Annotated in this window: 19 protein-coding genes; 7 read left to right on the forward strand and 12 right to left on the reverse strand. The window is 50.7% G+C overall.

Going from position 1 to position 22,499, the window contains the following annotated elements; all coding sequences use genetic code 11:
- Positions 1–35: 35 nt before the first annotated feature.
- Positions 36–1,706: a DNA repair protein RecN gene (recN, locus tag QP938_11015; protein ID WIO73819.1), complete on the forward strand. Its 1,671-nt coding sequence runs from the start codon at positions 36–38 to the stop codon at positions 1,704–1,706.
- Positions 1,707–1,729: 23 nt separating this feature from the next.
- Here recN and QP938_11020 read toward each other — a convergent pair whose 3' ends face one another.
- Positions 1,730–1,969: a DUF6316 family protein gene (locus tag QP938_11020; GenBank protein ID WIO73820.1), complete on the reverse strand. Its 240-nt coding sequence runs from the start codon at positions 1,967–1,969 to the stop codon at positions 1,730–1,732.
- Positions 1,970–2,313: 344 nt separating this feature from the next.
- On the reverse strand, positions 2,314–2,721 hold the full coding sequence (fur, locus tag QP938_11025) for a ferric iron uptake transcriptional regulator (protein ID WIO73821.1): 408 nt from the start codon (positions 2,719–2,721) through the stop codon (positions 2,314–2,316).
- Between the two features lie 72 nt (positions 2,722–2,793).
- Here fur and bamE point away from each other — a divergent pair, with 72 nt between their 5' ends.
- Positions 2,794–3,153 carry an outer membrane protein assembly factor BamE gene (bamE, locus tag QP938_11030; GenBank protein ID WIO73822.1) on the forward strand — a complete coding sequence of 120 codons (360 nt, stop codon included), beginning with the start codon at positions 2,794–2,796 and terminating at the stop codon, positions 3,151–3,153.
- A 74-nt stretch (positions 3,154–3,227) separates the two neighbouring features.
- Here the strand turns inward: bamE and QP938_11035 are convergent, their stop codons facing one another.
- Genes QP938_11035 through QP938_11045 form a run of 3 tightly spaced genes read right to left on the reverse strand, consistent with a single transcriptional unit; the run spans position 3,228 to position 5,358 of the window.
- Complete coding sequence (locus QP938_11035) at positions 3,228–3,554, reverse strand: RnfH family protein (protein WIO75658.1); 327 nt, start codon at positions 3,552–3,554, stop codon at positions 3,228–3,230.
- Between the two features lie 2 nt (positions 3,555–3,556).
- Entirely contained in the window at positions 3,557–3,991 is a 435-nt protein-coding gene (locus tag QP938_11040; GenBank protein WIO73823.1) for a type II toxin-antitoxin system RatA family toxin, read from the reverse strand.
- Entirely contained in the window at positions 3,991–5,358 is a 1,368-nt protein-coding gene (locus QP938_11045) for a sodium-dependent transporter (protein WIO73824.1), read from the reverse strand. Before QP938_11045 ends, QP938_11040 begins: the two co-directional genes overlap by 1 nt.
- Before the next feature lie 147 nt (positions 5,359–5,505).
- Here QP938_11045 and smpB point away from each other — a divergent pair, with 147 nt between their 5' ends.
- The gene (gene smpB / locus QP938_11050) at positions 5,506–5,985 is read left to right on the forward strand and encodes an SsrA-binding protein SmpB (GenBank protein WIO73825.1); all 480 of its coding nucleotides are present in this window, start codon (positions 5,506–5,508) and stop codon (positions 5,983–5,985) included.
- 19 nt (positions 5,986–6,004) lie between these two features.
- On the opposite strand, the gene QP938_11055 is transcribed toward smpB, so the two are convergent.
- Both QP938_11055 and QP938_11060 read right to left on the reverse strand, forming a co-directional pair.
- Complete coding sequence (locus QP938_11055) at positions 6,005–8,152, reverse strand: EAL domain-containing protein (GenBank protein ID WIO73826.1); 2,148 nt, start codon at positions 8,150–8,152, stop codon at positions 6,005–6,007.
- On the reverse strand, positions 8,149–9,156 hold the full coding sequence (locus tag QP938_11060) for a phosphate/phosphite/phosphonate ABC transporter substrate-binding protein (protein ID WIO73827.1): 1,008 nt from the start codon (positions 9,154–9,156) through the stop codon (positions 8,149–8,151). The genes QP938_11055 and QP938_11060 overlap by 4 nt, the downstream gene beginning before the upstream one ends.
- 234 nt (positions 9,157–9,390) lie before the next feature.
- Between QP938_11060 and QP938_11065 the strand changes: the two genes are divergently transcribed.
- Positions 9,391–9,963, forward strand: coding sequence for a DUF2796 domain-containing protein (locus QP938_11065; GenBank protein ID WIO73828.1), 573 nt, complete (start codon positions 9,391–9,393; stop codon positions 9,961–9,963).
- A gap of 213 nt (positions 9,964–10,176) precedes the next feature.
- Here QP938_11065 and QP938_11070 read toward each other — a convergent pair whose 3' ends face one another.
- Positions 10,177–10,869: a DUF3299 domain-containing protein gene (locus QP938_11070; GenBank protein ID WIO73829.1), complete on the reverse strand. Its 693-nt coding sequence runs from the start codon at positions 10,867–10,869 to the stop codon at positions 10,177–10,179.
- Between the two features lie 108 nt (positions 10,870–10,977).
- Here QP938_11070 and QP938_11075 point away from each other — a divergent pair, with 108 nt between their 5' ends.
- A complete protein-coding gene (locus QP938_11075; GenBank protein ID WIO73830.1) occupies positions 10,978–11,673 on the forward strand; it encodes an ABC transporter ATP-binding protein in 696 nt (231 codons plus the stop codon).
- On the forward strand, positions 11,663–12,919 hold the full coding sequence (locus QP938_11080) for an ABC transporter permease (protein ID WIO73831.1): 1,257 nt from the start codon (positions 11,663–11,665) through the stop codon (positions 12,917–12,919). The genes QP938_11075 and QP938_11080 overlap by 11 nt, the downstream gene beginning before the upstream one ends.
- A gap of 132 nt (positions 12,920–13,051) precedes the next feature.
- Here the strand turns inward: QP938_11080 and QP938_11085 are convergent, their stop codons facing one another.
- The 3 genes from QP938_11085 to QP938_11095 form a co-directional block, all read right to left on the reverse strand.
- A complete protein-coding gene (locus QP938_11085; GenBank protein ID WIO73832.1) occupies positions 13,052–16,315 on the reverse strand; it encodes a glycosyl hydrolase in 3,264 nt (1,087 codons plus the stop codon).
- Positions 16,316–16,430: 115 nt separating this feature from the next.
- Positions 16,431–16,967 (reverse strand): PepSY domain-containing protein, encoded by a 537-nt coding sequence (locus QP938_11090; GenBank protein ID WIO73833.1) that lies wholly within the window; start codon positions 16,965–16,967, stop codon positions 16,431–16,433.
- A 165-nt stretch (positions 16,968–17,132) separates the two neighbouring features.
- A complete protein-coding gene (locus tag QP938_11095) occupies positions 17,133–18,776 on the reverse strand; it encodes a S8 family serine peptidase (GenBank protein ID WIO73834.1) in 1,644 nt (547 codons plus the stop codon).
- 296 nt (positions 18,777–19,072) lie between these two features.
- Here QP938_11095 and QP938_11100 point away from each other — a divergent pair, with 296 nt between their 5' ends.
- Positions 19,073–20,776, forward strand: a complete 1,704-nt coding sequence (locus QP938_11100; GenBank protein WIO73835.1) for a hypothetical protein — start codon at positions 19,073–19,075, stop codon at positions 20,774–20,776.
- Positions 20,777–21,041: 265 nt separating this feature from the next.
- Here QP938_11100 and QP938_11105 read toward each other — a convergent pair whose 3' ends face one another.
- The gene (locus QP938_11105; GenBank protein WIO73836.1) at positions 21,042–22,415 is read right to left on the reverse strand and encodes a class II fumarate hydratase; all 1,374 of its coding nucleotides are present in this window, start codon (positions 22,413–22,415) and stop codon (positions 21,042–21,044) included.
- Between the last annotated feature and the right edge of the window lie 84 nt (positions 22,416–22,499).

A 22,499-nucleotide genomic window follows, 5' to 3' on the forward strand; every position in this document is an offset into this window, starting at 1 on the left:
ATGGGCTCACCCAAAAACTACTGAATAAATAACCAGTGCTACTATCTCTCAACATTCAGAATTTCACCCTGGTGGAGTCGTTGGAAGTGGACTTTGCCAGCGGTATGACCGCCATCACAGGTGAAACCGGTGCGGGTAAATCCCTTACCCTGGATGCCTTATCCATGGCACTGGGTGATCGTGCCGACAGCGACCGCATTCGCCAGGGAGCCAATCGCGCCGAAGTGAGCGCCCGATTTGAGATTGCCGGCCTCAGCGACGCCAGGCACTGGTTGGCAGAGCACGATTTTGAGAGTGATGACGAATGCCTGCTGCGACGGGTGTTCTCACGCGATGGTCGCTCACGGGGCTATATCAACGGCCAACCCGCCACCATGCAGCAGCTGCAACAATTTGGCGAACTGTTGATCGACATTCACAGCCAGCACGAGCATCAATCACTATTGCGCCGCGACACTCACCGGGTACTTCTGGACGCATTTGGCGGTCACCAATCACTCGCCGAGCAGACCGCCGACGCTTACCAGGTCTGGCGCCAGTGCCAGAAACAACTGGAGCAGCTATCCACTCAAAGCTCCGAACTGAATGCCCGACGCGAGTTATTAAGTTTCCAGGTTCAGGAGCTGGATGATCTGAGCCTGAAAACTGGTGAGCTGGAAGAACTGGAGCATCAGCAAAAACTGCTGGCCAATGCCGAGCATGTACTCACTGATACTCATCGCCTGTTATCCCTCTGCAGTGAAGACGACCACTTCAGCCTGCTGAGCGGCCTCAGCCAGGCATGTTCACTCGTGGGAGCTATCCCTGGTAAGCAATCTGCCCTGCTGGAAATAGAGGAGATGCTGACCAGCGCAAAAATCCATGTGGAAGAAGCCAGTAATAACTTGCGTCATTATGTGGACAGCGTTGAGCTCGATCCTGAAAAATTGCAGGAAGTGGAAGAGCGCCTCAGTCTTATTTATCAGCAGGCGCGCAAACACCGTATAGAACCGGAGGCACTGCTGGCCCTACACCAGCAGTTACAGGAGGAACTGGCCGAACTCAGTGGCGGGGAGCAGGATCTGGAAGCTTTGGCCAAACAGGCAGAGACCCTGCGCAGTCAGTATCAGTCTATGGCCTCTGAATTGACGGAAAAAAGAACTCATACTGCCAGCAAGCTGGCAAAAGCCGTCAATGATTACTTTCCGGATCTGGCGATGAAAGGTGCCGAGTTAAATGTTTCCCTGACTCAGGCCAACCCAAGTCTCCACGGCAATGAATCGGTTGAATTTGTGGTGCGTACTAACAGTGGTCAACCCCACAAACCGTTAAGCAAGGTTGCTTCCGGTGGTGAGCTTTCGCGAATCAGTCTGGCTATCCAGGTTGCCACTGCCAAAGTAAATACCAAGCCAACACTGGTCTTTGACGAGGTGGACGTGGGCATTGGTGGTTCCACAGCCGCGGTGGTTGGAAAACTGCTTCGAGAGCTGGGTAACCCGGGCCAGGTGATCTGTGTAACTCACCTGCCACAAGTGGCCAGTTGTGCCCACCATCATTGGCAGGTGAGTAAAGCCAGTGACAAAAAGTCTACCCACACCAAATTACTGGTGCTGGAGCAGGACCACCGAGTGGAAGAGATTGCCCGAATGCTGGGTGGAATGACAATAACCGATCAAACCCGCACGCATGCGCGGGAGATGTTGGAATTATCAAATAGTCCGGCTTGATGGGCTCGAGTAGCAAAGTCAGTTTAACTGACCGTTGAACACTTAAGCTGTGTTCGCAGCTTTAATTGGTATTGCGCTGCCAGTAGCCCTTCTTTTCTGAGAATATCGACAAAGACTTCCATTTCACGAGTAGCCCTATTTTGGCTATCCAGTGGCCCAACGGTGGGAACCTCTCTGGTACTGAAATACCAGCCATCCCCCATATGATAAATGCGATTGCTCCGGAACCAGGCTTTTTCCGGCTCGCCAGCGCGACACTGCATGGTCTCACCTCACGTCTTCACCCAGTGATTTAAGCGTAGCTTGTGACTGGATTCGGGAACGAAAAAAGCTGACCAAAGGCTACCCGAAAGTCTCTTGATATAGAGGGTTAACTCTGGCTTGAGGGCATAAATAGGGCAGGGCTTGATGTGACCATGGGCAGTAAGAATACTGGCCTCGAGCCCCCGTGGATGACTCTTTACCTATGGGTAGTACGACGTGTCACAGCAAGCCCAGCCCTATTTATACCGCACACCTGCAACTCGCTATCCTCTTAATAAAGGAAAGCGAACGCCGCAGGTAAGTAAGGAAATCCAGGCGAAAGAAGTTTTGTGACTGAGAAGTATTATTTCTTGGGTTTGACGTACAGAACCAGGCTGTGGCCAATAATTTCGTAACCGTGCTCGCTGGCAATTTTGTGTTGCAGCTGCTCGATCTCTTCACTGTGAAACTCAATCACCTGCCCGGTAACCGAACACACCATGTGATCGTGATGCTCTTCACTGGCCAGCTCGTACACCGCCGGACCGTTGTCAAAGTTGTGCCGCTCAACCAGACCCGCAGCTTCAAACTGGGTCAATACGCGGTAGACGGTAGCAATTCCCACATCATCGCCAGCATCGGAAAGGGCCTTGTAGACATCTTCAGCACTGAGGTGTCGATTGCTCTCGGATTCCATAATCTGGAGTATTTTGAGACGCGGCAAGGTGACTTTCAGCCCCGCCTTGCGCAACTCCTGATTTTCATTCGGCATGTGTCTACCCCTTCTCAGCGTTTTCTAGAGAGGGTATTATCCCCTTTCGCTTCACAGACTGGAACCCCTGAAATGCGCCGCACACTACAACTGACTATCATCGCGTCCCTGTTGCTCACCCTGAGTGCCTGCCAAAATTTCGGGTTTCCGGGCGTATATAAGATTCCTATACAGCAAGGCAATATCATCACCCAGGAAATGGTGGATCAGCTGGAGCCGGGCCGCACCAAAGCCCAGGTTCAGTTTATTCTCGGCACCCCACTGATTGCGGATAGCTTCCACTCAGACCGCTGGGATTATTTTTACAGCATGGACGACCGCCAATCACCGGAAAAGCGCGAGCGACTGACGGTATTTTTTGAAGATGGCAAGCTGACCCACATCGTGGGTGATTTTGTTCCATCCAGCGCCAAGCAAGTTGGAACTGAATAAACAATCTTTCCATAAAAAGCCCGCACATTGCGGGCTTTTTTATTTTTCGGGCTCTCTACACAGAGATTCCCTGCTCAAGACTCTCTTTGCTGCTTCGCTTTCTCGGCGCGCTTGCGGCGCACCTCTTTCGGGTCGGCAATCAAAGGGCGGTATATCTCCACCCGGTCTCGCGGTTGCAACTGGTAGCGTTCTGCTGCCTCAAGCCCTTTGGTGCCAAGAGCCTGTCCGAAAATCCCCAACCTGGCATTCTCCAGGTCAATGCCCGGAAAGTGATTGTCGATACCAGAGGCAAGAACCGCCTGCCGGGCAGTAGTGCCCTCCTCTACCTGCATCTCAATAATCTTCTGCTTGTCCGGCAGAGCGTATGCGACTTCTACAGTAATTAATTTACTCATACTCAGAACTATCCATAAAGCTGATCGGCACGGCGACAGAGAGAATCCACCAAATTATTGGCGACCTGGGTAAATAACCCCGAAGCCGCAAATGCGAGCACCGAATTTTTGAATTCGAACTCAAGTGAAAGGCTGACTTTACAGGCCGAGTCACTAAGTGCGTTAAATTGCCAAACTCCCAGCAAGCGTTTAAATGGGCCATCCTCAAGGGACATTTCAATGCGCTCCGGCCGTTGCAATTGATTACGTGTAGTAAATTGCTGACCGACACCGGATTTTTTCAGCGTCAACCGAGCCACCATCTCGTGATCGGTCTGCGACTGGATCTCGGCAGCCACGCAGCCATCCATAAATTCCGGATAGGCAGCCACATCGTTAACCAGATCAAACATTGCCTGCGCAGAGTGCATTACCAGCGCACTGCGATTAATAATGGTGGACATCAGAGGTACTCACCTGACAGTTGATAGATTCCCGAGGCGAGAATGATAGCGATGGCGAGGGGGCAAATAAACTTTATTAACCCGGTCCAGATCATGTAAAGCCAATGAGGCTCCGTGTGCAGCTCTTCACGCAGAAGAGTTGATCGCACTCGCCAACCAACAAAAATGGCAATCAGCAACGCCGATACCGGTAACAACAGCGAGCTGGTCAGAGTATCTACCATTCCATAGAAATTGAAATCACCCAACCATCGATTGAACGAGAAAATGGTTCCAAGGCCTAGCGCCCAGGCGGCCAGCCCCGCCAGAAGACTCGCAAAGAATCGATTACACCGGGTGGACTCAACCAGCCAGGCTACCGCTGGCTCAAGCAGTGAAATGGCCGAACTCCACGCAGCCAGCAGAGCCATCAAAAAAAACAGCGCCCCCCACAGTAACCCCCCCGACATATTGGCAAATGCCCACGGCAGCGTTACAAAAATCAGTCCTGGCCCAGTACTGGTATCTACTTCTGGATTAGAGGTGACTATGGAAAAAACAACAATCCCAAAGCCAACTGCCACTAACAACCCAATCAGGGTAACCACCAATAGATTTCGAGCCACCGGTGGGTGGTCTGGCATATAAGCACCATAGGCCATCATTGAACCCACCCCGATGCTAAGGGTAAAGCAGGCCAACCCCAAGGCTGCCAATGTGGTGGATGCCGTTAACTGACTCCAGTCAACATCAAACATAAATCGTGCAGCCAGCTCTAACCCCCCTTGCTGATAACTGAAGTTAATTAAAACCAGCAGTAATACCAGCATGATGGGTACCAGCCATCGAACCGCATTGCCAAGCCCTTTGTGCACACCCCGCATCACAACCAGAACAGAGCACAATATAAAAGCACTCTGCCAGGTCATCATCTGGTTGGGGTTATCCAGGAGCAGTCGAAAATGCTCGGCATGATCATTCACATTTTTTGCCTGCAGCGAACCTGTAGCGGTATCCAGCAGGTACTGGATTGACCAGCCAGCCACCACAGAATAGTAGGAGAGGATCAACAGGCCAGTGATAACGCCAAGCCAGCCCAGAGCTGCCCATTTCTGGCTTAAACCCGACTCCCTACTCAAGTAGCGAATGGCATTAACCGGACTCTGGCGAGCGCGACGCCCCAACGTTGTTTCCGCCAACAGCAAAGGCAACCCAAGCACCAGAGTAAACAACAGGTAGAGCAGAACAAATTCCGCTCCGCCATGCTCCCCTACAAGATAGGGGAACTTCCAAAGTGCCCCCAAACCGATGCTGGAACCGGCAGCGGCACATATGTAAGTCCAATGGTTATCCCATACCCCATGGATTCTTTTATTTTTTTCTACCATCCAGTCGCCGGTTATCGTTTTAATATTGCTGTCGATTGTAACGACAATCCAATGCCAACACTATTTTGAGCCAGCTATCCTTCTCTTGCTGAGAAATAGCTCCCAGACAATAGTGTTCGAGCCTCTCTATCCGTATAATCCACCGCCATGGCAAAGAAATCCAACAAACCCAAACAAACCTCTAGCACCATCGCTCTTAATCGCCGGGCCCGCCACGAGTACCATCTGACGGACAAGTTTGAAGCCGGCATCTCCCTGCAGGGCTGGGAGGTAAAAAGCATGCGTGCCGGAAAGGTGCAGTTAACCGATACCTATGTGCTGTTGCAAAACGGCGAAGCCTGGTTGATCGGGGCTAACGTCACGCCGTTAAAAACCGCCTCCACTCATTTTGTCACCGAGCCGGATCGCACCCGCAAGCTGCTGCTTAACCGCAAAGAGCTGGACAAGTTGACCCAGGCTGTTCAGCAAAAGGGCTACACCTGTGTGGCGACTGCTCTGTACTGGAAGCAGCATTTGGTGAAGTGTGAAATTGCCCTGGCCAAAGGTAAGGCTGATCACGACAAACGGGAAACCGAAAAGAACCGTGACTGGGACCGCCAGAAACAGCGCCTGATGCGAGAGCATTAAGCGCTGAAGCCGCTGTAATTTACTTTTTAAAACCACCTTCCAGTAGCTTCGCGAACTCACTGGCCTTCATAGGGCGCCCCAGAAGATAACCCTGGCCCAGGCGACATCCATAACCGCGCAAAATCTGCTTCTGCATCTCAGACTCAACACCTTCTGCAACCACCCCCAGGCCAAAGGCATTTGCAAGGGCAATAATCGCCTGGGTAAGTGTGCGGTTTTCCTGAGCGTGCTCCAGATCTGACACAAAAGTACGGTCAATTTTTACACCGTCCACCGGATAGCTCTTGAGGTGACTGAGTGCGGAATAACCGGTCCCGAAATCATCCAGCCAAATTTGTATACCCATGGATTTAATCTTCTCCAGGGTCTGGCAGGCAGTTCGCTCATCTTTCAGAAGATAGGTTTCAGTAATTTCCAGACGCAGGTTACTTACGCTTTCACCCAACACAGGCAAGACGACCTGCAGGTCCTGCATCAGAGTTTCACGCAGAAGCTGGGCTACCGAAACGTTGACACTCAGGTAAAAACCCGGATCTTGTTTATTCCACAACGACAGTTGCTGTGAAGCCTGCTGCAATACCCATGCGCCTATGTCGTGAATCAAATCCCTCTCTTCAGCGATAGGAATAAATTCAGACGGGCTGATATAACCTCTCGTCGGATGATTCCAACGCAGTAACGCCTCCGCACCCACCAGCTCATTACTGACCAGGTTGAATTGCGGCTGGTACCACAATTCCAATTCTGCTTTTTCCAACACATGATTTAGATCAGTAAACATCTGGTGCTTGTAATGCGCCTCGCGATCCATCTCTTTGGAAAAATAGTGGTAGTCGTTTTTACCTGCCGCTTTTGCACTGTACATAGCCATATCTGCATTGCGCATCAGGGTTTCACTGTCAGTGCCATTTTCAGGAAAAGTAGCAATCCCGATACTTGTCCCAATGATTATCTCTCGATCATTAACCATCAGAGGCTGGGCGACAGTTTCGAGAATTCGCTCGGCTACAACGGCTGCATCTATAGGGCTGGTCAGGTTTTTCAACAGAACCACAAACTCGTCACCGCCTACTCGCGACATCAGCTGCTCGTCCTGCCTTTCACTTTCGTTAATCACATGATCTTCATCGCGAATACTGCTGCTGATCCGCATGGCAACGTTACGAATCACATCGTCCCCAACATTATGCCCCTGGGAGTCATTGACCAATTTGAAATTATCCAGGTCGATAAACAGCACTGCGAAAACATCCTGGCGACGCCGCCCCTGCATGACGGTTTCGTCCAGGATCTCCCGAAAATAACGTCGATTGGGCAGCTCGGTAAGGCTGTCGTGATAAGCCAGAAAGTGAATTTCTTCAGTGCGCTGATTGAGCCTATTCGCCATATTGTTTAACGCTTTGGCAAGCTCGCCAATTTCATCGCGTCGATGAATATTGGTGGACAAGTTGAATTCACCTTCACCAATTTTATGGGCGAATTGCACCAACTCCTGAATAGGTTGATTAAGCCGTCTGGCAACGAAATTAGCAAATAAAGCACCTATAAGTACAAACAATGACGTGATCAAAAAAGCATTGGACAACAACTGGCTTTGTGTACGGGTCTCCTGCTTGATACTGGCTTGTTTCAAGGCTTCAATTTCTTTCATTACAGTTGCTGAGCTCATACTCAATAACACACCGCCAATCACCGACTCATCGATAGCCACCGGCGAGAGAAACATCATTGTTTTATCATCCCCCAGGAAGAGCGATTCTCCCTGAAGGACTGAAGCCAGTTCATTTTCAGTAAGTGGTGCAGGTAAACCCACCCCCCTGTTGTCTCCCTCACCGCCGTAGATAACTTTGCCATTGTTATCGAATAAAATAACACTCGACACATCCGGGTGCGCCAAAGCAACTTTCAGCAAACTCTCAATTGTGTCCATCTCAAAGTAGTAGAGAGGGTTGATCAGGTTGTGGGCCAATTGCTCGGAAAGGTTACTACCCTGTACACACATATACTCAAGCAGTTCTTGGGAAAAAACCTTCTCCTGCTGTCGCGCCAAGGCATCAGATGAGCGTTTAAAGTGCACCAGCAATGTAGTACTGAGAACAAGTGCCGTACTGATTACAAATACCAGGATAATCGTGGTATAGCGCCGCTGCATGTTGAATCGAATCACAATCCACTCCCGGTCATCGATACACCCAAAGATTGCAATTCCTTCAAAGCCTTGCGGTCAAGTTCGGTAATTTCTTCAAATTTAGTGGTACGTTGATAAGCTTTCAGTGCCTCAACAGCCGCAGGGTCATTGGGCATATTCAACAGAATTCGGGAAAGCCGTGATTTGACCTTTTCCGGGAGCCCGGGACGTACGATTTCAAAAGCTCTGGGAACCGGGTCGGATTGGTAAATGACTCGAAAGCTTTCTTTTTGATGAGGCAGGATATGATCCGGTTTCTCAAAATCAAGATTGCTGATACAACCAGCATCAACCCAGTTACTTTCTACCCAGGCAGCGGTATTTTGTTCGGCCTGGCTGAATACAAATCCAGTGAAAGGGTGGCTTGCTACTTCACGCGGTGACTCAAGTTCCTGCAATTTCAATCCCGCTTTTTGCAAAGCGTAACGGGGCAACAGATAAGCACTTGTAGAACCGCGATCTTCAAAAGCGACCACCTTACCCTTCAGGTCTTCCAGGGAATAAATGTCACTGTCCTTATGCACCACAATCAGGCTGTGATATTCCCTCACACCTTTTTTCCATTTCAAAAGCAGCAACTCTGCTCCTGCTTCCTTTTCAAACTTGAGCGCACTAAAAGGTGTATCAGTCACCAGATCGACCTGATTATTTTTGAGCATGGCAGTCATGCCATCGACACTCTTTGCCAGACGCACTTCCACCCGTTCGTAACCCAACTCTTTTAAATGAGGAAGCAGATATTGAGCCATCACCATCAGGCGCGGGTAGTGTTTCTTGGGGTTGTGAGTGACCTTTCCAATAATGAAAGTCGTGGAACGATTTTCTGGTGTAACAACCCTGGAACCAGGTTCAGCCTGTGTTTGTGAACAAAAGAGTAACGTGACACACATAAACAGGGAGACACAGAAACACACAAACGAGCCACTGCGATGGCGTATGTCAGTTAGCCTTGCATCGGGAAGTACGCGGTTAAATACCGTCATAATGAAATTGTGGTTATAGTCTCTGATTACTGCGTAGCAGCTTCTTATAATTGTTGTAACTTTGACTGATCCCCCTGACAGCCCAAAGTCGCATTTGTCCGGCCATTTTACACAATCAAGATAACCACGGTAAAAAAATCTCCCTGCCGTTGCCCTGAAGCCTTCATATGCATACAATTCAAAAGTGTTATGTTATTACATTACTAGATTTCTAACAGCTAAAGGTAAAGCACGATGAAACTCCTCTCCCTGACTGCCGGGTGTCTGTTAACTACAGCCTCCTTTGCAGGTGAGCCACACTCCCTGGACGACAGCCATCATCACGAAGCCCACGCTCATGTCCACGGCGAAGCCGCCCTCACCCTGGTGTTGGAGGATGGCGAACTGCATATTCAGCTCTACTCACCGGCTTACAACATTACCGGTTTTGAGCACGAGCCCACTGATGAGGGAGAGCGAGCCACCGTCAATATTGCCGCCCACCGCTTGAGACAGCTGGACACCTTGATCGAATTGCCTAAAGACGCTAACTGCCAGCTGAACTCGGTGAAAGTGAATTCCAGCCTGCTGGAAGACGATCATGCTGGCCACAACCATGATCATGACGACCTGGATAAAAGCGCCCACCATGCCGACTTTTATGTGGATTATGAATTGAGCTGTAAAGACACCAGCAAACTCAACGGTATTACCGTCAAGATGTTCAAGCAATTTCGCGCGGTAGAAAAGACCAAAGTGGAATGGGTAATTGAGGGTAAGCAGGGAGCAGCAGTTACTACCCCAGAGTCTGCGAAAGTCAATTTCTAAGTAACTTTAAGAGCTGCCACATTCAGTAATAAATTCATCACCAAGATAGTAGCTGTACCACTATATTTGCAGGACTGGCTCGGCCAGGGGTTGCAGTGACCGTGGCCAGCAAGGATGCTGGCCTCGAGTCCCCACGGATGGGTCTACGACGTGTCACTGCAGCCCCTGGCCGATCCAGTCCCGGCACCGAGCTCCAGTGAACAACTTTCTGAACTACATCTCTTCCTTGTAAAGCTCCACTGAACTTGCTTCCAGCGTATAGGCGGCAAACCCCATGTCGTTCATCTTGCCTTTGGTCATCAGCTTGCCGGTTACCCAAAACGGGTCGTAAATAGAATCCAGCACAATACCCACCTCCATGGTGACATAGATCAGCTGGTTCGGTGGCGGAGGTGGTACGTGAATGCAGGCGCCAAAATAGGGCACCAGAAAAAACTCCGTCACCACCATATCGTCGTTAAACTCCAGTGGCACAATAAATCCGGATATTTTTACCTCGGTGTTATTCAGCTCGGCAACAGTCTTGGTGGATGTCAGCACCTCTCGCCACATCTGTTTAGCCTTCTGAGTATCCACATCAGATCCATCCATTGCACTGCCCTGGCTATCCAGAGGGTTACCCAGGCTCAGCGAACTGCCTGAGTCCAGAGGATTGCCTTGATCCAATGAGTTACCAGAATCCAGCATATCGTCAGATTTGATGAAATCGAGGCTATTGAGGCTCATTTCACCCGGCGCTAATTCAATCTCTTCACCAAGGTGTTCAATCTCAGGCAGCGCCGCCATTTTTTGGCGATCTTCCTTGGTGAGAAGATCCATCCAGTCCAGAACTCTTGGTTCCTTTTTCTCTGCCTGTACAAATCCTGCAAACATCAGCAGGGATATAGCTATTAAGACCTGTTTCACACTTATCTCTCCAAATTGGCGACTCTGGCCTGGAAGTTATTGCCCACAGAAGTGTTATATTATTGCATTCCAAATCATCTATACAGAACTATCCATACAGAGGGAATGATGACGGAATCACCACAACCCGCTATTCAGATCACAAATCTGCAATTTGGTTGGCATTCTGCACAACCGCTTTTGACCATTCCCGAGTTCTCCATCAACCGCGGCGAACACCTGTTTCTGTACGGGCCATCTGGTTCAGGTAAAACCACCCTGCTGAACCTTCTGGCTGGCGTGATTTGCCCTCAACAGGGCTCCCTGAAAGTGCTTGGTACCGAGTTCACCAAACTCAGCGCCCACAAGCGGGATCGTTTTCGTGCTCTGCATATCGGGGTTATCTTTCAGCAGTTCAACCTGATTCCCTATCTCAGCGTCCTCGACAACGTGTTATTGACTGGTCATTTTGCACGAATCAAAGACCGCAACGCGTTGCAATCACGTGCGGTTGAGTTGCTATTATCTCTTGGCCTGAAGGAAGAGTTGCACCACCGAAAGGCCACCTCGTTGAGCGTTGGACAACAACAACGCGTTGCGGTTGCCCGGGCACTGGTCTGCCAGCCGGAACTATTGATTGCCGATGAACCCACATCCGCACTGGACAGTGACAACCGCGATGGCTTTCTGGATTTACTGTTCAACGCTGCCGATCAGTGCAACAGCACCGTTGTGTTTGTCAGCCACGATCGTGCGCTGCAGGAACGATTTACCCGCACGGTGGATATTCGTTCGTTAAATGGAGGCCAGTCCGATGCTGCTTAAACTTGCCCGTCAGAGCCTCTGGAACCGACGTTCAACTGCCCTGCTTACCGTGATCTCATTGACCATCAGTATCGCCCTGCTGTTGGGCATCGATCACTTGCGCCGCGAAGCCAAGCAGAGCTTTACCAGCACCCTGTCCGGTACCGACCTGATTATCGGCGCGCGCAGCGGCTCCACTAACCTGCTGCTCTACTCGGTGTTTCGCATCGGCAATGCAACCAACAACATCAGCTGGGACAGTTACCAGGCCATTGATACCCACTCTCTGGTGGAGTGGACTATTCCGCTGTCGCTGGGCGACTCGCATCGCGGATTTCGCGTACTGGGTACCAACGACAGCTACTTTGAACACTACCGCTACGGTAAAAAACAGACACTGGAGTTCCTGCAGGGCAAACCTTTTAACGGTGTTTACGAAGCTGTAATCGGCTCACAAGTGGCTCGCAAACTGGGCTATCAGGTCGGCGAGGAGATCATTGTCTCTCACGGCATTGGTGAAACCGATTTTGCCAAACACGATGACAAACCGTTCACCATCGTGGGTATCCTCAGACCAACCGGCACACCGGTCGACCAGACCGTGCATGTGTCACTGGCAGGAATCGAGGCGATTCACGTCGACTGGCAAACCGGAACGCGAATTCCTGGACAGGAGATCAGTGCCGAAGAGGCGCTTGAACACGACCTTCAACCCAAAAACATCACTGCTTGCCTGGTGGGTCTTAACTCGAAGATGGCAACCTTCAATATGCAGCGCAAAATCAATACCTACGGGGGCGAGGCGCTGATGGCTATTCTACCGGGCGTGGCGTTATCCGAGCTGTGGCAGATGCTGGGTATGGTGGAAAACACTCTGCTGGTGATCTCGTTCCTGGTACTGCTGGCCACGCTGGTAGGTATGATGACCACCCTGCTCGCTTCCATGAAAGAGCGACAACGGGAGATGGCCATTTTGCGCGCCATGGGCGCCCACGCCAGCTATCTATTTATTCTGGTAGAAATGGAGATCATTCTGCTGGCTGCATTGGGTGTGGCTGGAGGATTTGGTCTTCTCAGCTCGGCACTGGCAATCAGTCAGCCATGGTTGGCCAGTGAATTCGGGTTGTTCTTGTCTATCAATCCCATTGGCAAAGATACATTGAGTATCGCCGGGGGGATTATCGGGTTGGCCGCGGTGCTTGGCGTGATTCCGGCATTGGCAGCTTACCGAAAAGCGTTGTCGGAAGGATTGGTGGCGAAGACTTAATATCGATTATTGGAAAAGTAGGGTGCGCCGTGCGCACCGCATGTTCTGAAACGGTGCGCACGGCGCACCCTACACAACAAGATCCTTCGCTGCGCTCAGGATGACTGCGCAGCGAAGGGTCTCTCACCCAAACTACAGGCTTCTACCCGGCGTCCAGGGCGCATCCAGATTTTCCAGCTCAGCCTCCAGGTTCATCAGCTTCTTGTCAGCTGCACGAACCATCTCTACCAGCTGCTGGTATTGTTTGTCGGCAATTCCATAAGCCTTGCGATAAACGTCAATCGGAGCTGCCTGAGAATCCCAGTGGCCACCCATAATTGAGCCGATTCGCGCTTTCAGGCTCATTGGCGCTTTCTCATTTGCACCGGCCTTGATTGAATCGCCATTGAGCAGCAATCCGATTGCACGCATATCCGCCTCAATACCGCGAGCTTGCTGGGCTAACTCTTCACCCGCCTTGGCAGTGATATCGATGGTTTTCAGCACATGCTCGAGACGATTATTCATCTCGCCCACATAGCGACTGGCGCCAACAATATCGCTGTTTAACTCTGCGGTCTGCTTCTGGAAGGCCTGCAGTGCTTTTCTGTCATTGGTTACCAGTTCACCCACCCCCATCTCGGTGAGATTAAAGGTCTGTGGTTCAGCAAGAGCTGAGACCTTGCCACCTTCACGTTTCATCAACTGAACACGGTATTGACCAGTAATCGCCAAAGGTGCTTCAGGTGAGCTGCCCCATGGGCTGCCAGCGCTTTTCTTTAACTCGACCGGATTGCGGGACTCCAGCCGGAAATCCCAGGCCACACGGTTGAAGCCTTTGGCCGTACTGGCATCCACTCGACGAATCTCATTGCCATTGGCGTCGCTAACCTGTAACCAGACGGTTGGAGCCTCTTCACTTGCCTCTTTGTACAGCGCTTCCCAGCTGGGGTAAGGGGTGTCTTTGCCATCCTTCTGAAGCTTTTTCTCCTCGGATTGACGTTTGGACTTCAGGGTCTCAAGACCATCGCGAAGGTAGTAACTGAACGTCACACCGTAGGCTGGATTATCCGCAACAAAGAAGTTATCCCCCATCATGCCCTTGTTGCTTGAGTAACCACCCCAGCGACGATTCTTGATATAAATCGGCGTGTCCTTGACCGGAAACAGCGTGGCTTCCGACGTTTTCAACGCAGACTCTTTAGTGCGCAACGGTGAATAGTCGTCGAGTACATAAATACCGCGGCCGAAGGTGCCCACCAGCAGGTCATTTTCACGGCGCTGGATCTCCAGGTCGCGAACCGCAATGGTCGGGAAGTTGCCTTTCAGTTGGCTCCAATTAGCACCACCATTCTGGGAAAAGAACAAACCGTATTCAGTACCGACAAACAACAGGTTGGGGTCAATATGGTCTTCCACGATGGTGTGCACGGTACCGCGCTCGGGCAAATTGGCAGAAATGGACTTCCAGCTTTTGCCGCGATTGGTTGACTTGAGAACATAAGGCTTGGCATCGCCGCGCTTGTGGTTATCAAACACAGCATAAAGCACGTCCTTGTCGTGGCGGGAGAACTGTAAATCCTCCACCAGACTCATCTCCGGTACCCCTTTGAATTTGTCGTAGCGGGTCCAGTTTTGGCCGCCATCTTCAGTCACCTGAATCAGGCCATCATCGGTGCCAACCGCAATCATCCCTTCCTGCAAAGTACTCTCGTCCAACGCAATCAGTGAGCCATAGTTTGAAGTGGAGTCATTTTTGGCGATGGCATCAATGCTCCACACTCGCCCCATCACTTCCAGTTTGTTGCGATCCAGATCGCGAGACAGGTCACCGGAGATAGCAGTCCAACTCTCCCCCCTGTCATCGGAACGGAACAGGATCTCTGAGCCGTAGTACAGACGCTGGTGATTATGCGGGCTGATCAACAGCGGCGAGTTCCAGTTCCAGCGATAGGCATCTTCGCCTTCCGCTGGCTGTGGTGTGATATACACTTTTTCGCGAGTCTGCCGGTCTACTCGTGCCAATCCACCATATTGGTACTGGGAATAAACTATGTCAGGGTTAGTTGGATCAATAGCAGGCTCAAAGCCATCGCCGCCAATCGTCACCCACCAGTCAGCATTTACTATGCCTTCTACCGAGGTATTGGCCACTGCCGTGCCCAGCGTGTTGTTATCCTGGGTACCGCCGTACACGTTGTAGAACGGCTTGTCGTTGTCAGTAGCAATTCGGTAGAACTGGGTGATTGGCAGGTTGCGCAGATGGTTCCAGTGCTGACCGTTATCAAAGCTTTCATAAACACCGCCGTCACCACCGATGCGAATATGATTACTGTGATCCGGGTTCACCCACAGGGCATGGTCGTCCACGTGGCGGGCGCTTGCACTCAGGTTTTCAAAGGTCTTGCCACCATCCACGGATACTTTTGAAAAGGTATCCAACGCAAACAGACGATCCGGATTGTGGGGATCCACCACCATTTCGTTGTAATACTGGGGGCTGGTTGTCATAAAGCCAGAACGCTTCTCCCAGCTTTCACCAAAGTTGGTGGTGCGGTAAACACCTTTATCCGCATCATTGGCTTCGACAATTGCATACACAGTTTCTGGGGCGCTGGGAGCAGCCGCCAGGCCAATTCGGCCCAGTTCACTGCCCGGCAGGCCGTTATTCAGCTTGCGCCAGGTTTTACCGCCATCAGTCGATTTGTGAACGGCAGAGCCGGGACCACCATTGATCAGTGTCCAGACGTGACGACGACGCTGATAGGAAGAGGCAATCATCTCATCAGGGTTGTCTGCGTTGATCACTACTTCATTGATACCGGTATATTTGTCAATTTCCAGTACCCTTTCCCAGCTGTTTCCACCATCGGTGGACTTGTACAGGCCACGCTCGCCACCATCGGACCAAAGCGGCCCTTGGGCGGCGACAAAAATGGTATTGCTGTCGCGGGGATCAATAATGATCTGGCTGATATGGCCGGACTTTTTCAGCCCCATGTGCTTGAAAGTCTTGCCCCCATCTACCGACTTGTAGACGCCATCACCATCCGCTACAGAGCGTTGGGCGTTGTTTTCACCGGTTCCCACCCAGACCACATCAGGGTTGTTGGGATCCAGTTCCACCACACCAATGGCGTACGAGCCGTAATTGTCAAAAATGGGCGTCCAGGTGGTACCAGCATTTTCGGTCTTCCAGACTCCACCTGCAGCAACACCCACAAAATAGGTATGGGGCTTGCCTGGCACAACCGCAAAATCAGCTATACGACCGCCAGTATGTGCTGAGCCTATATTGCGCAATTTAATAGATGAAAAAGACGATGAATTGTCTTCAACATCCGCCAGAGCAGGCATTACTGCAGCGGTGGAAATAAACAATGCACCGGTTACGAGTGCAGATATTTTTTTATTCAAAGGAACTCCCTCCTGGTTTATTTTTAAGCATTCTATTTTCAAACTTTCTATTCTCAGTAATTGAATAGTGTAGACGGCCAGGTGCGACCATGACCAAGGGCCTGATGACACTGGTTTATGTCTGCTGTTTCGCTTCCAGCCGCTTCCGCTTTTGCACTTTTTTGTAATGAGGCAAAACAAACAGGTAAATACCGGTAATCCACAATATCAATAACACTACACCCGCCGGCAAGAACAGCCATAACTTTGCCCAACCAGCAAACCAGCTGCCGTCATGTATCGCCTCAATGACATCGGAGCGGCGTTTAGCCAGCATCAGCAACTCACCCGTATGGGTGTCTACCTGGGCTTCCCAATTATTGGCAGCAACAAATTTCACCACCCCCTTGCCCGGCTTAACATCAACACGTTCCAGCTCGGACCAGTGAGTTACGTTCATCTCCGGAATGGCAGACACCACTGCAAATAGTTGCTCGAAGCTCTGGGTTGGCACCATCGCACGTTCAATGCCTTTCTGGGTGGGGGGCTGAATCCAGTCAAGATCTTTTTTCAGCATCAACAGGATACCGGCAGCAATCATTACCAACAGCGGCAATGCAACAATTATCGCCCCCCAGTGGTGGACTTTTCGCCAGAGTATCTGAGCTTTCATACGGTTAATCACAGAAAATTTAAATGGTCGATCATATTACGTGAATAGCGTTCCAACGACCAGACAACCCACTTCCGGTTTGTGCCGATAAAAAACGGCGATAGAAATCTGTTTATCTATCGCCGTCACTCTTAGTAGAGGTCAAAAAGGATTGGCCTTTTCAACCTATTGAGCAGCACTAACCGATTTATCCGCCCGAACCATACCATTACCAAATATGACTTTCGGGCCCAGCCGTTCAGCATTCTTTTCAAGCAATTTACGAACTTGAATAGGACTTGAATCCGGTGCTACCTGCAGAATCAAGGCAGCTACACCTGCAACATGTGGCCCCGAAAATGAAGTTCCGTCTACAGTGTCGTAGTCACTGGCAACAACACTGATATCGACCAGTGTAACTCCGGATGCTATGTCTGCCTGCACCAGCTGTCCCTCTTCCAACGACAGGGAAGCCGCTGGTACTGCTGCGGTAAAGTCTCCCAATGTACCGTTGAAATTGCCCGGAACATTGTTAAAAACCGCGACGGCAACTGCACCAGCCTGCTCTGCAAACATGACCTTCTCTGCAAATGAGCATGCGCCACGTTGTATAAGCGCCACCTTGCCGGTTGGGTCACTGTTGTAGACATCGCCCTGACTGGCGACACATCCCCTTCCCAGATCAACTATTTCCGTACCGGCCACAGTTGCAACACCAGTACCCTCCATAGCGACTGGAGATAACATTCGAGCCATTGGCGATAGCTCCATCATCATGGCAAAACGACCACAACCTCTACAGGTTGCTACCGGAATGTGCACACCAGGGCCGGTTATATCGACCCAGCCACCCACATTAGTGAAGTCCGCGGGAGCGTCACCAAATTCAGTCGCACCAACTGCCAGAACCGTGTCATAGGCCGCTGGAAAGCTGGGCTGTTGTGTTGCCTCATTACCTGCTGAGGCAACAAGTATTACTCCAGCCCGGTTAGCAGCTTGAATGGCTGATGCTTCAATATTAAACCCGGCAGTACCACCAAAACTCATATTGATCACATCCACATCATCGAGAACAGCCTGTACCAGGGCGGCAATAATTGCTGATAGTGGACAAGTACCATCACAGACACGGTAAGGTGAAATTTTGGCTTCGGGCGCAATCCCGATAACGCCAACATCATTGTCCACCGAGGCAATCACACTGGCTACGTTGGAGCCGTGACCATTTCCGGTAGCATCGGTAGGGTCCTCATCTCCGTCCAGAAAATCGCGCATAACACCATCACCGCGAAGATCCAGAATATTGTCCATCAGATCCGGGTGGCCGTAATCAATACCGCTGTCGAGTACCGCAACCACTACCCCATTGCCCGTGACACTGCCTGGCAACACTTCCGGCATTGCCACTCCATTATCTGCGGGCCCACTGTTGGCTGCACTACTCCAAAGTTGATCGGCCTCTACCCGGTCCACCCCCCAGGGAACAAATTCCTCAAAAGGTAGTAACGGGTAATTTCCCGGGAGGGCATGCTGGGTCCGTTCTGAATCTGCTTCAATAGAAGTCGCTAAACCACTGCGCCGCAATTCTTTTACTGCAGTTGCTGACAGATCCACCGCCATCCCGCTAATCAGCGTCGAGTAATCAAAAATTACCTGGCCGCCTTTCTGGTGAATGAATGCTTGAAGTTCTTGATAAGAACCCGCCGAATATTGGACAAGGTAACGACTGACGTTATTTGACTGTGGCTTGCCTCTGCTGTCTGCGGCAGCTGCGTAAAACAAAATCGCCAACAGCGATATGAGAGCAAATAATCCATTGCGTTTTTTCATAGGACCTCTCCTTTAAATCAAAACTGCTCCATGTATGAGAATAAGCCCAAGACAAACAGGAAATACCGCAAAAAATAAAACAAGGAAATTGATCATTTGTGTAAAAGAAAATAGACAGCAAATTGACTTTCTTCCACGTCAAGCAGGACTCCAGAATAAAACAAACCCAATTTATCTAATGGCTTTATTTCCTTGGGATCTAAACAGTAAGGCGCTTATTAAAGTTAGTTACAAAAAAGTCAAAACTTTCACAACTATACTTATCACCACTTCCGAAAATCAGAGGAAGATTTACCATGACCAAACGAATTCTCTTTTCGCTGATCACGGCTATCTTTTTGTCTATTACGATAACCGGTTGCGACAACAAACAAGAATCCGAGCTAGCTGGCGACAGCCCACCAGCCACCGATGCTGCGCCGACTCAATCTCTGATGTATGAGGGATTTGGGAATTACCAGCGCCCGATCACCACCAATTCGAAGGAAGCTCAACAGTGGTTCAACCAGGGCATGCAGCTGCTTTACGGTTTCAATCACGACGAAGCGATACGAAGCTTTGAAAAGGCAGCGCAAGCGGATCCGGATCACCCCATGCCCTATTGGGGGATAGCCTATGCAAACGGCATAAATATCAATGACCCGGCAATGACCGAACAGCGCTCCTATGCAGCCCGAGCCGCAGCCGATATGGCAATAGCTCGCATTGGTAATGCTTCCGCTGTCGAGCAGGCTCTCGTAAATGCTGTCGACCAGCGTTACACGTTGCCAATTCCCGATGATCGCAAACCTCTGGATCAAGCCTATGCACAGGCGATGGAGCTTGCTTACCATCAATTCCCCAGCGACCCCGATGTTGGCGCGTTATATGCTGAATCGCTGATGAATTTACAACCCTGGGATTACTGGGACAAAGCTGGTCACCCGAAAGGTCGTATCGATGAAATAGTGCAGACCCTTGAGACTGTAATGGCAATGAGCCCCAACCATCCGGGTGCCAATCATTTTTATATTCATGCGGTCGAAGCATCCAACAATCCCGACAGAGCTGTCCCTGCGGCTGAGACCTTACGCGATCTGGTGCCCGGTTCCGGACACCTGGTACATATGCCGTCCCATATCTTTATTCGAGTGGGTCGCTACGCTGATGCCGTCGATTCCAACCGGGACGCGGTAACCGCAGACCGTAACTATTTCGAACGCGCGCCTGAACCACAGATGTACGCGGTCTATTACGCCCACAACCTGCATTTCCTGGCGTTTGCAGCAATGATGTCCGGTCGCTATGAAGACGCTATTACTGCAGCACGCGCACTTGAAACAGAGATGCCTGAAGAGCCGTTGCGCGAATTTGCCGGGCTGATAGAAGGCATAATGCCCACCACCTTTCATGTTCTGGTTCGATTCGGTAAATGGGATCAAATTCTCCAGGAACCGGATTACCCTGAGTATCGGTTGGTTAGCCGAGCTGTGCGACGCTACGCACGCTCTATCGCCTACTCGGCTCTGGGACAAACCAGCGACGCTCGCGATGAGATGGCTAAATTCAAACAGGCTGCCAGCGAGATTCCCCCCGAATGGTTCATCTTTAACAACCAGGTCTCCAAAGTACTGCCTATTGCTAACGCCATGATCGAGGGCGAACTGTTATTCCGCGAAGGCAAAAAAGAGGCCGCATACGCAAGACTGCGTGAGGGTATTGCCGCTGAAGATGCACTGATATATGACGAGCCACCCGGCTGGATGCTGCCGGTTCGACATGCCCTGGGGGCACTGCTGATGTCAGATGGCCGGTTTGCCGAGGCTGAAACAATATACCGTGAGGATCTGGCCCACAATCGCAATAACGGCTGGGGATTACTGGGTTTAAGGTTGGCTCTGGCTGCCCAAATGAAAGATGAGGAAGCTTCCAGTGTCGGGCAGGCGTTTCAGGTTGCCTGGGCCAAGGCCGACACTCACCCCAACTCCTCCTGCTTCTGCGAGCCAGGTACCCCGCAATAGTAGTGTGCGCTTTATGCCAACTGAAAATGGAGATATTTCCTACAAAGAAATCAGTTTTCTTCCGATGTGTACTAAGGGGAAATTATGAAACTATATACACCGTCGCAGGGAGTGACAGGGAAGACGACAGGATTGTTGTGAAGCCGAGCCAGGGAAAGCTACTACGGATGGTGTGTCAGGACAGACACCGGCAACGGAAACGCACGGCCACGTTTAGTGGCCGTTTTCGTTTCTGGTAGAAAATAATCTTCAGGTTTTTCCCACCCTAATCACCTGTCAGCCGCCTGGGGTCTAACAGCCGCTCCAGCTGCTCCCGACTAAGATCTGTCTTTTCCAAAGCAACCTCAATAATTGGCCGCCCGTCTTTGTATGCCTGCTTGGCAATTTTCGCCGCCATTTCGTAGCCGATAATCGGATTAAGCGCAGTAACCAGCACCGGATTTCTGTGCAGTGACTCCTGCAAACGTTGTTCGTTGACTGTAAAACCGGCGATAGCTTTATCAGCCAGCAGGCGCGCCGAGTTGCTGAGTAAAGTGATACTTTCCAACAGATTACGGGCAATCATTGGCAACATTACATTCAACTCAAAGTTTCCCGACTGACCACCAATAGTGATGGCTGTATCGTTACCTATTACTTGTGCCGCTGCCATGGCAGCCGCTTCGGGAATTACCGGGTTAACTTTGCCGGGCATGATTGATGATCCCGGCTGTAATGACTCAAGAGTAATTTCACCCAAACCTGCTAACGGCCCTGAATTCATCCAGCGCAGATCATTGGCAATTTTCAGGATGGATACCGCAATTGCCTTAAGCTCTCCCGAGAGTTCAATTGCTGTATTTTGGGAGCTGATCAGGGCATATCGATTTGATGCTGGCAAAAACTGTAACTTTGTCCGCTCATTCAGGAATCGACAAAAACTGGCAGCAAAATCCGGGTCAGCATTAACACCGGTACCCACTGCAGTGCCGCCTTGTGCAAGCTGCAAAAGATTCGGCATACGCTGCGTCAAATTTTCACTATTCTGACGAACCTGTGCTGACCAACCGCTTAACGACTGCGCCATAGTCACCGGCATCGCATCCATCAAATGGGTACGACCGGTTTTGCAATACTGCTTAACCGTTTTACCTTTCTGATCAATTACCTCCACGAGGTGGGCCAGTGCAGGTAGTAATTGGCTGTTGATTTCCCTGGCTACACTGACGTGAATAGTCGTAGGAATCACATCATTGCTGCTCTGGCTGCAATTCACATGATCATTAGGGTTTACAGTGCTGGACAATATTCCACTCGCCAACTCGGCAATCACCTCATTGGCATTCATATTGGTACTGGTACCGGAACCGGTCTGGAATACATCCACCGGAAAGTGCTGCATCAAAGATGCTGACTCCAGCAGCTTGTCGCAGGCAGAAACTATCGACGCTACCATCAGCTTGGGCAGAGCCCCAACCTCACCATTAGCCTTGGCGGCAGCAGCTTTAACATCCAGCAATGAACGAATAAAGGCTTCCGGCATAGGTTGGCCACTGACCGGAAAATTATCGATAGCGCGCTGGGTTTGTGCTCCGTAGAGCGCATCGGCAGGCACCCAGACTTCACCCAGGCTGTCCCGCTCCTTTCGCTTCCTGGCCATAAATTTCCCTGATGCTTTCTAATTAGAGATAGTGAATGGTCTGTATTCTTTATAGTTCAAGGCGCTGTGTTAAGCTCACTCTCC

The sequence above is a fragment of the Porticoccaceae bacterium LTM1 genome, assembly GCA_030252795.1.
Classification (GTDB): domain Bacteria; phylum Pseudomonadota; class Gammaproteobacteria; order Pseudomonadales; family Porticoccaceae; genus SCSIO-12696.

Bases quoted from the DNA above. Each gene is read 5' to 3' on its own strand.
- QP938_11020 (WIO73820.1), bottom strand. From the start codon at position 1,969: ATGCAGTGTCGCGCTGGCGAGCCGGAAAAAGCCTGGTTCCGGAGCAAT.
- fur (WIO73821.1), bottom strand. From the start codon at position 2,721: ATGCCGAATGAAAATCAGGAGTTGCGCAAGGCGGGGCTGAAAGTCACC.
- bamE (WIO73822.1), top strand. From the start codon at position 2,794: ATGCGCCGCACACTACAACTGACTATCATCGCGTCCCTGTTGCTCACC.
- QP938_11040 (WIO73823.1), bottom strand. From the start codon at position 3,991: ATGTCCACCATTATTAATCGCAGTGCGCTGGTAATGCACTCTGCGCAG.
- QP938_11045 (WIO73824.1), bottom strand. From the start codon at position 5,358: ATGGTAGAAAAAAATAAAAGAATCCATGGGGTATGGGATAACCATTGG.
- smpB (WIO73825.1), top strand. From the start codon at position 5,506: ATGGCAAAGAAATCCAACAAACCCAAACAAACCTCTAGCACCATCGCT.
- QP938_11060 (WIO73827.1), bottom strand. From the start codon at position 9,156: ATGACGGTATTTAACCGCGTACTTCCCGATGCAAGGCTAACTGACATA.
- QP938_11065 (WIO73828.1), top strand. From the start codon at position 9,391: ATGAAACTCCTCTCCCTGACTGCCGGGTGTCTGTTAACTACAGCCTCC.
- QP938_11075 (WIO73830.1), top strand. From the start codon at position 10,978: ATGACGGAATCACCACAACCCGCTATTCAGATCACAAATCTGCAATTT.
- QP938_11080 (WIO73831.1), top strand. From the start codon at position 11,663: ATGCTGCTTAAACTTGCCCGTCAGAGCCTCTGGAACCGACGTTCAACT.
- QP938_11090 (WIO73833.1), bottom strand. From the start codon at position 16,967: ATGAAAGCTCAGATACTCTGGCGAAAAGTCCACCACTGGGGGGCGATA.
- QP938_11095 (WIO73834.1), bottom strand. From the start codon at position 18,776: ATGAAAAAACGCAATGGATTATTTGCTCTCATATCGCTGTTGGCGATT.
- QP938_11100 (WIO73835.1), top strand. From the start codon at position 19,073: ATGACCAAACGAATTCTCTTTTCGCTGATCACGGCTATCTTTTTGTCT.
- QP938_11105 (WIO73836.1), bottom strand. From the start codon at position 22,415: ATGGCCAGGAAGCGAAAGGAGCGGGACAGCCTGGGTGAAGTCTGGGTG.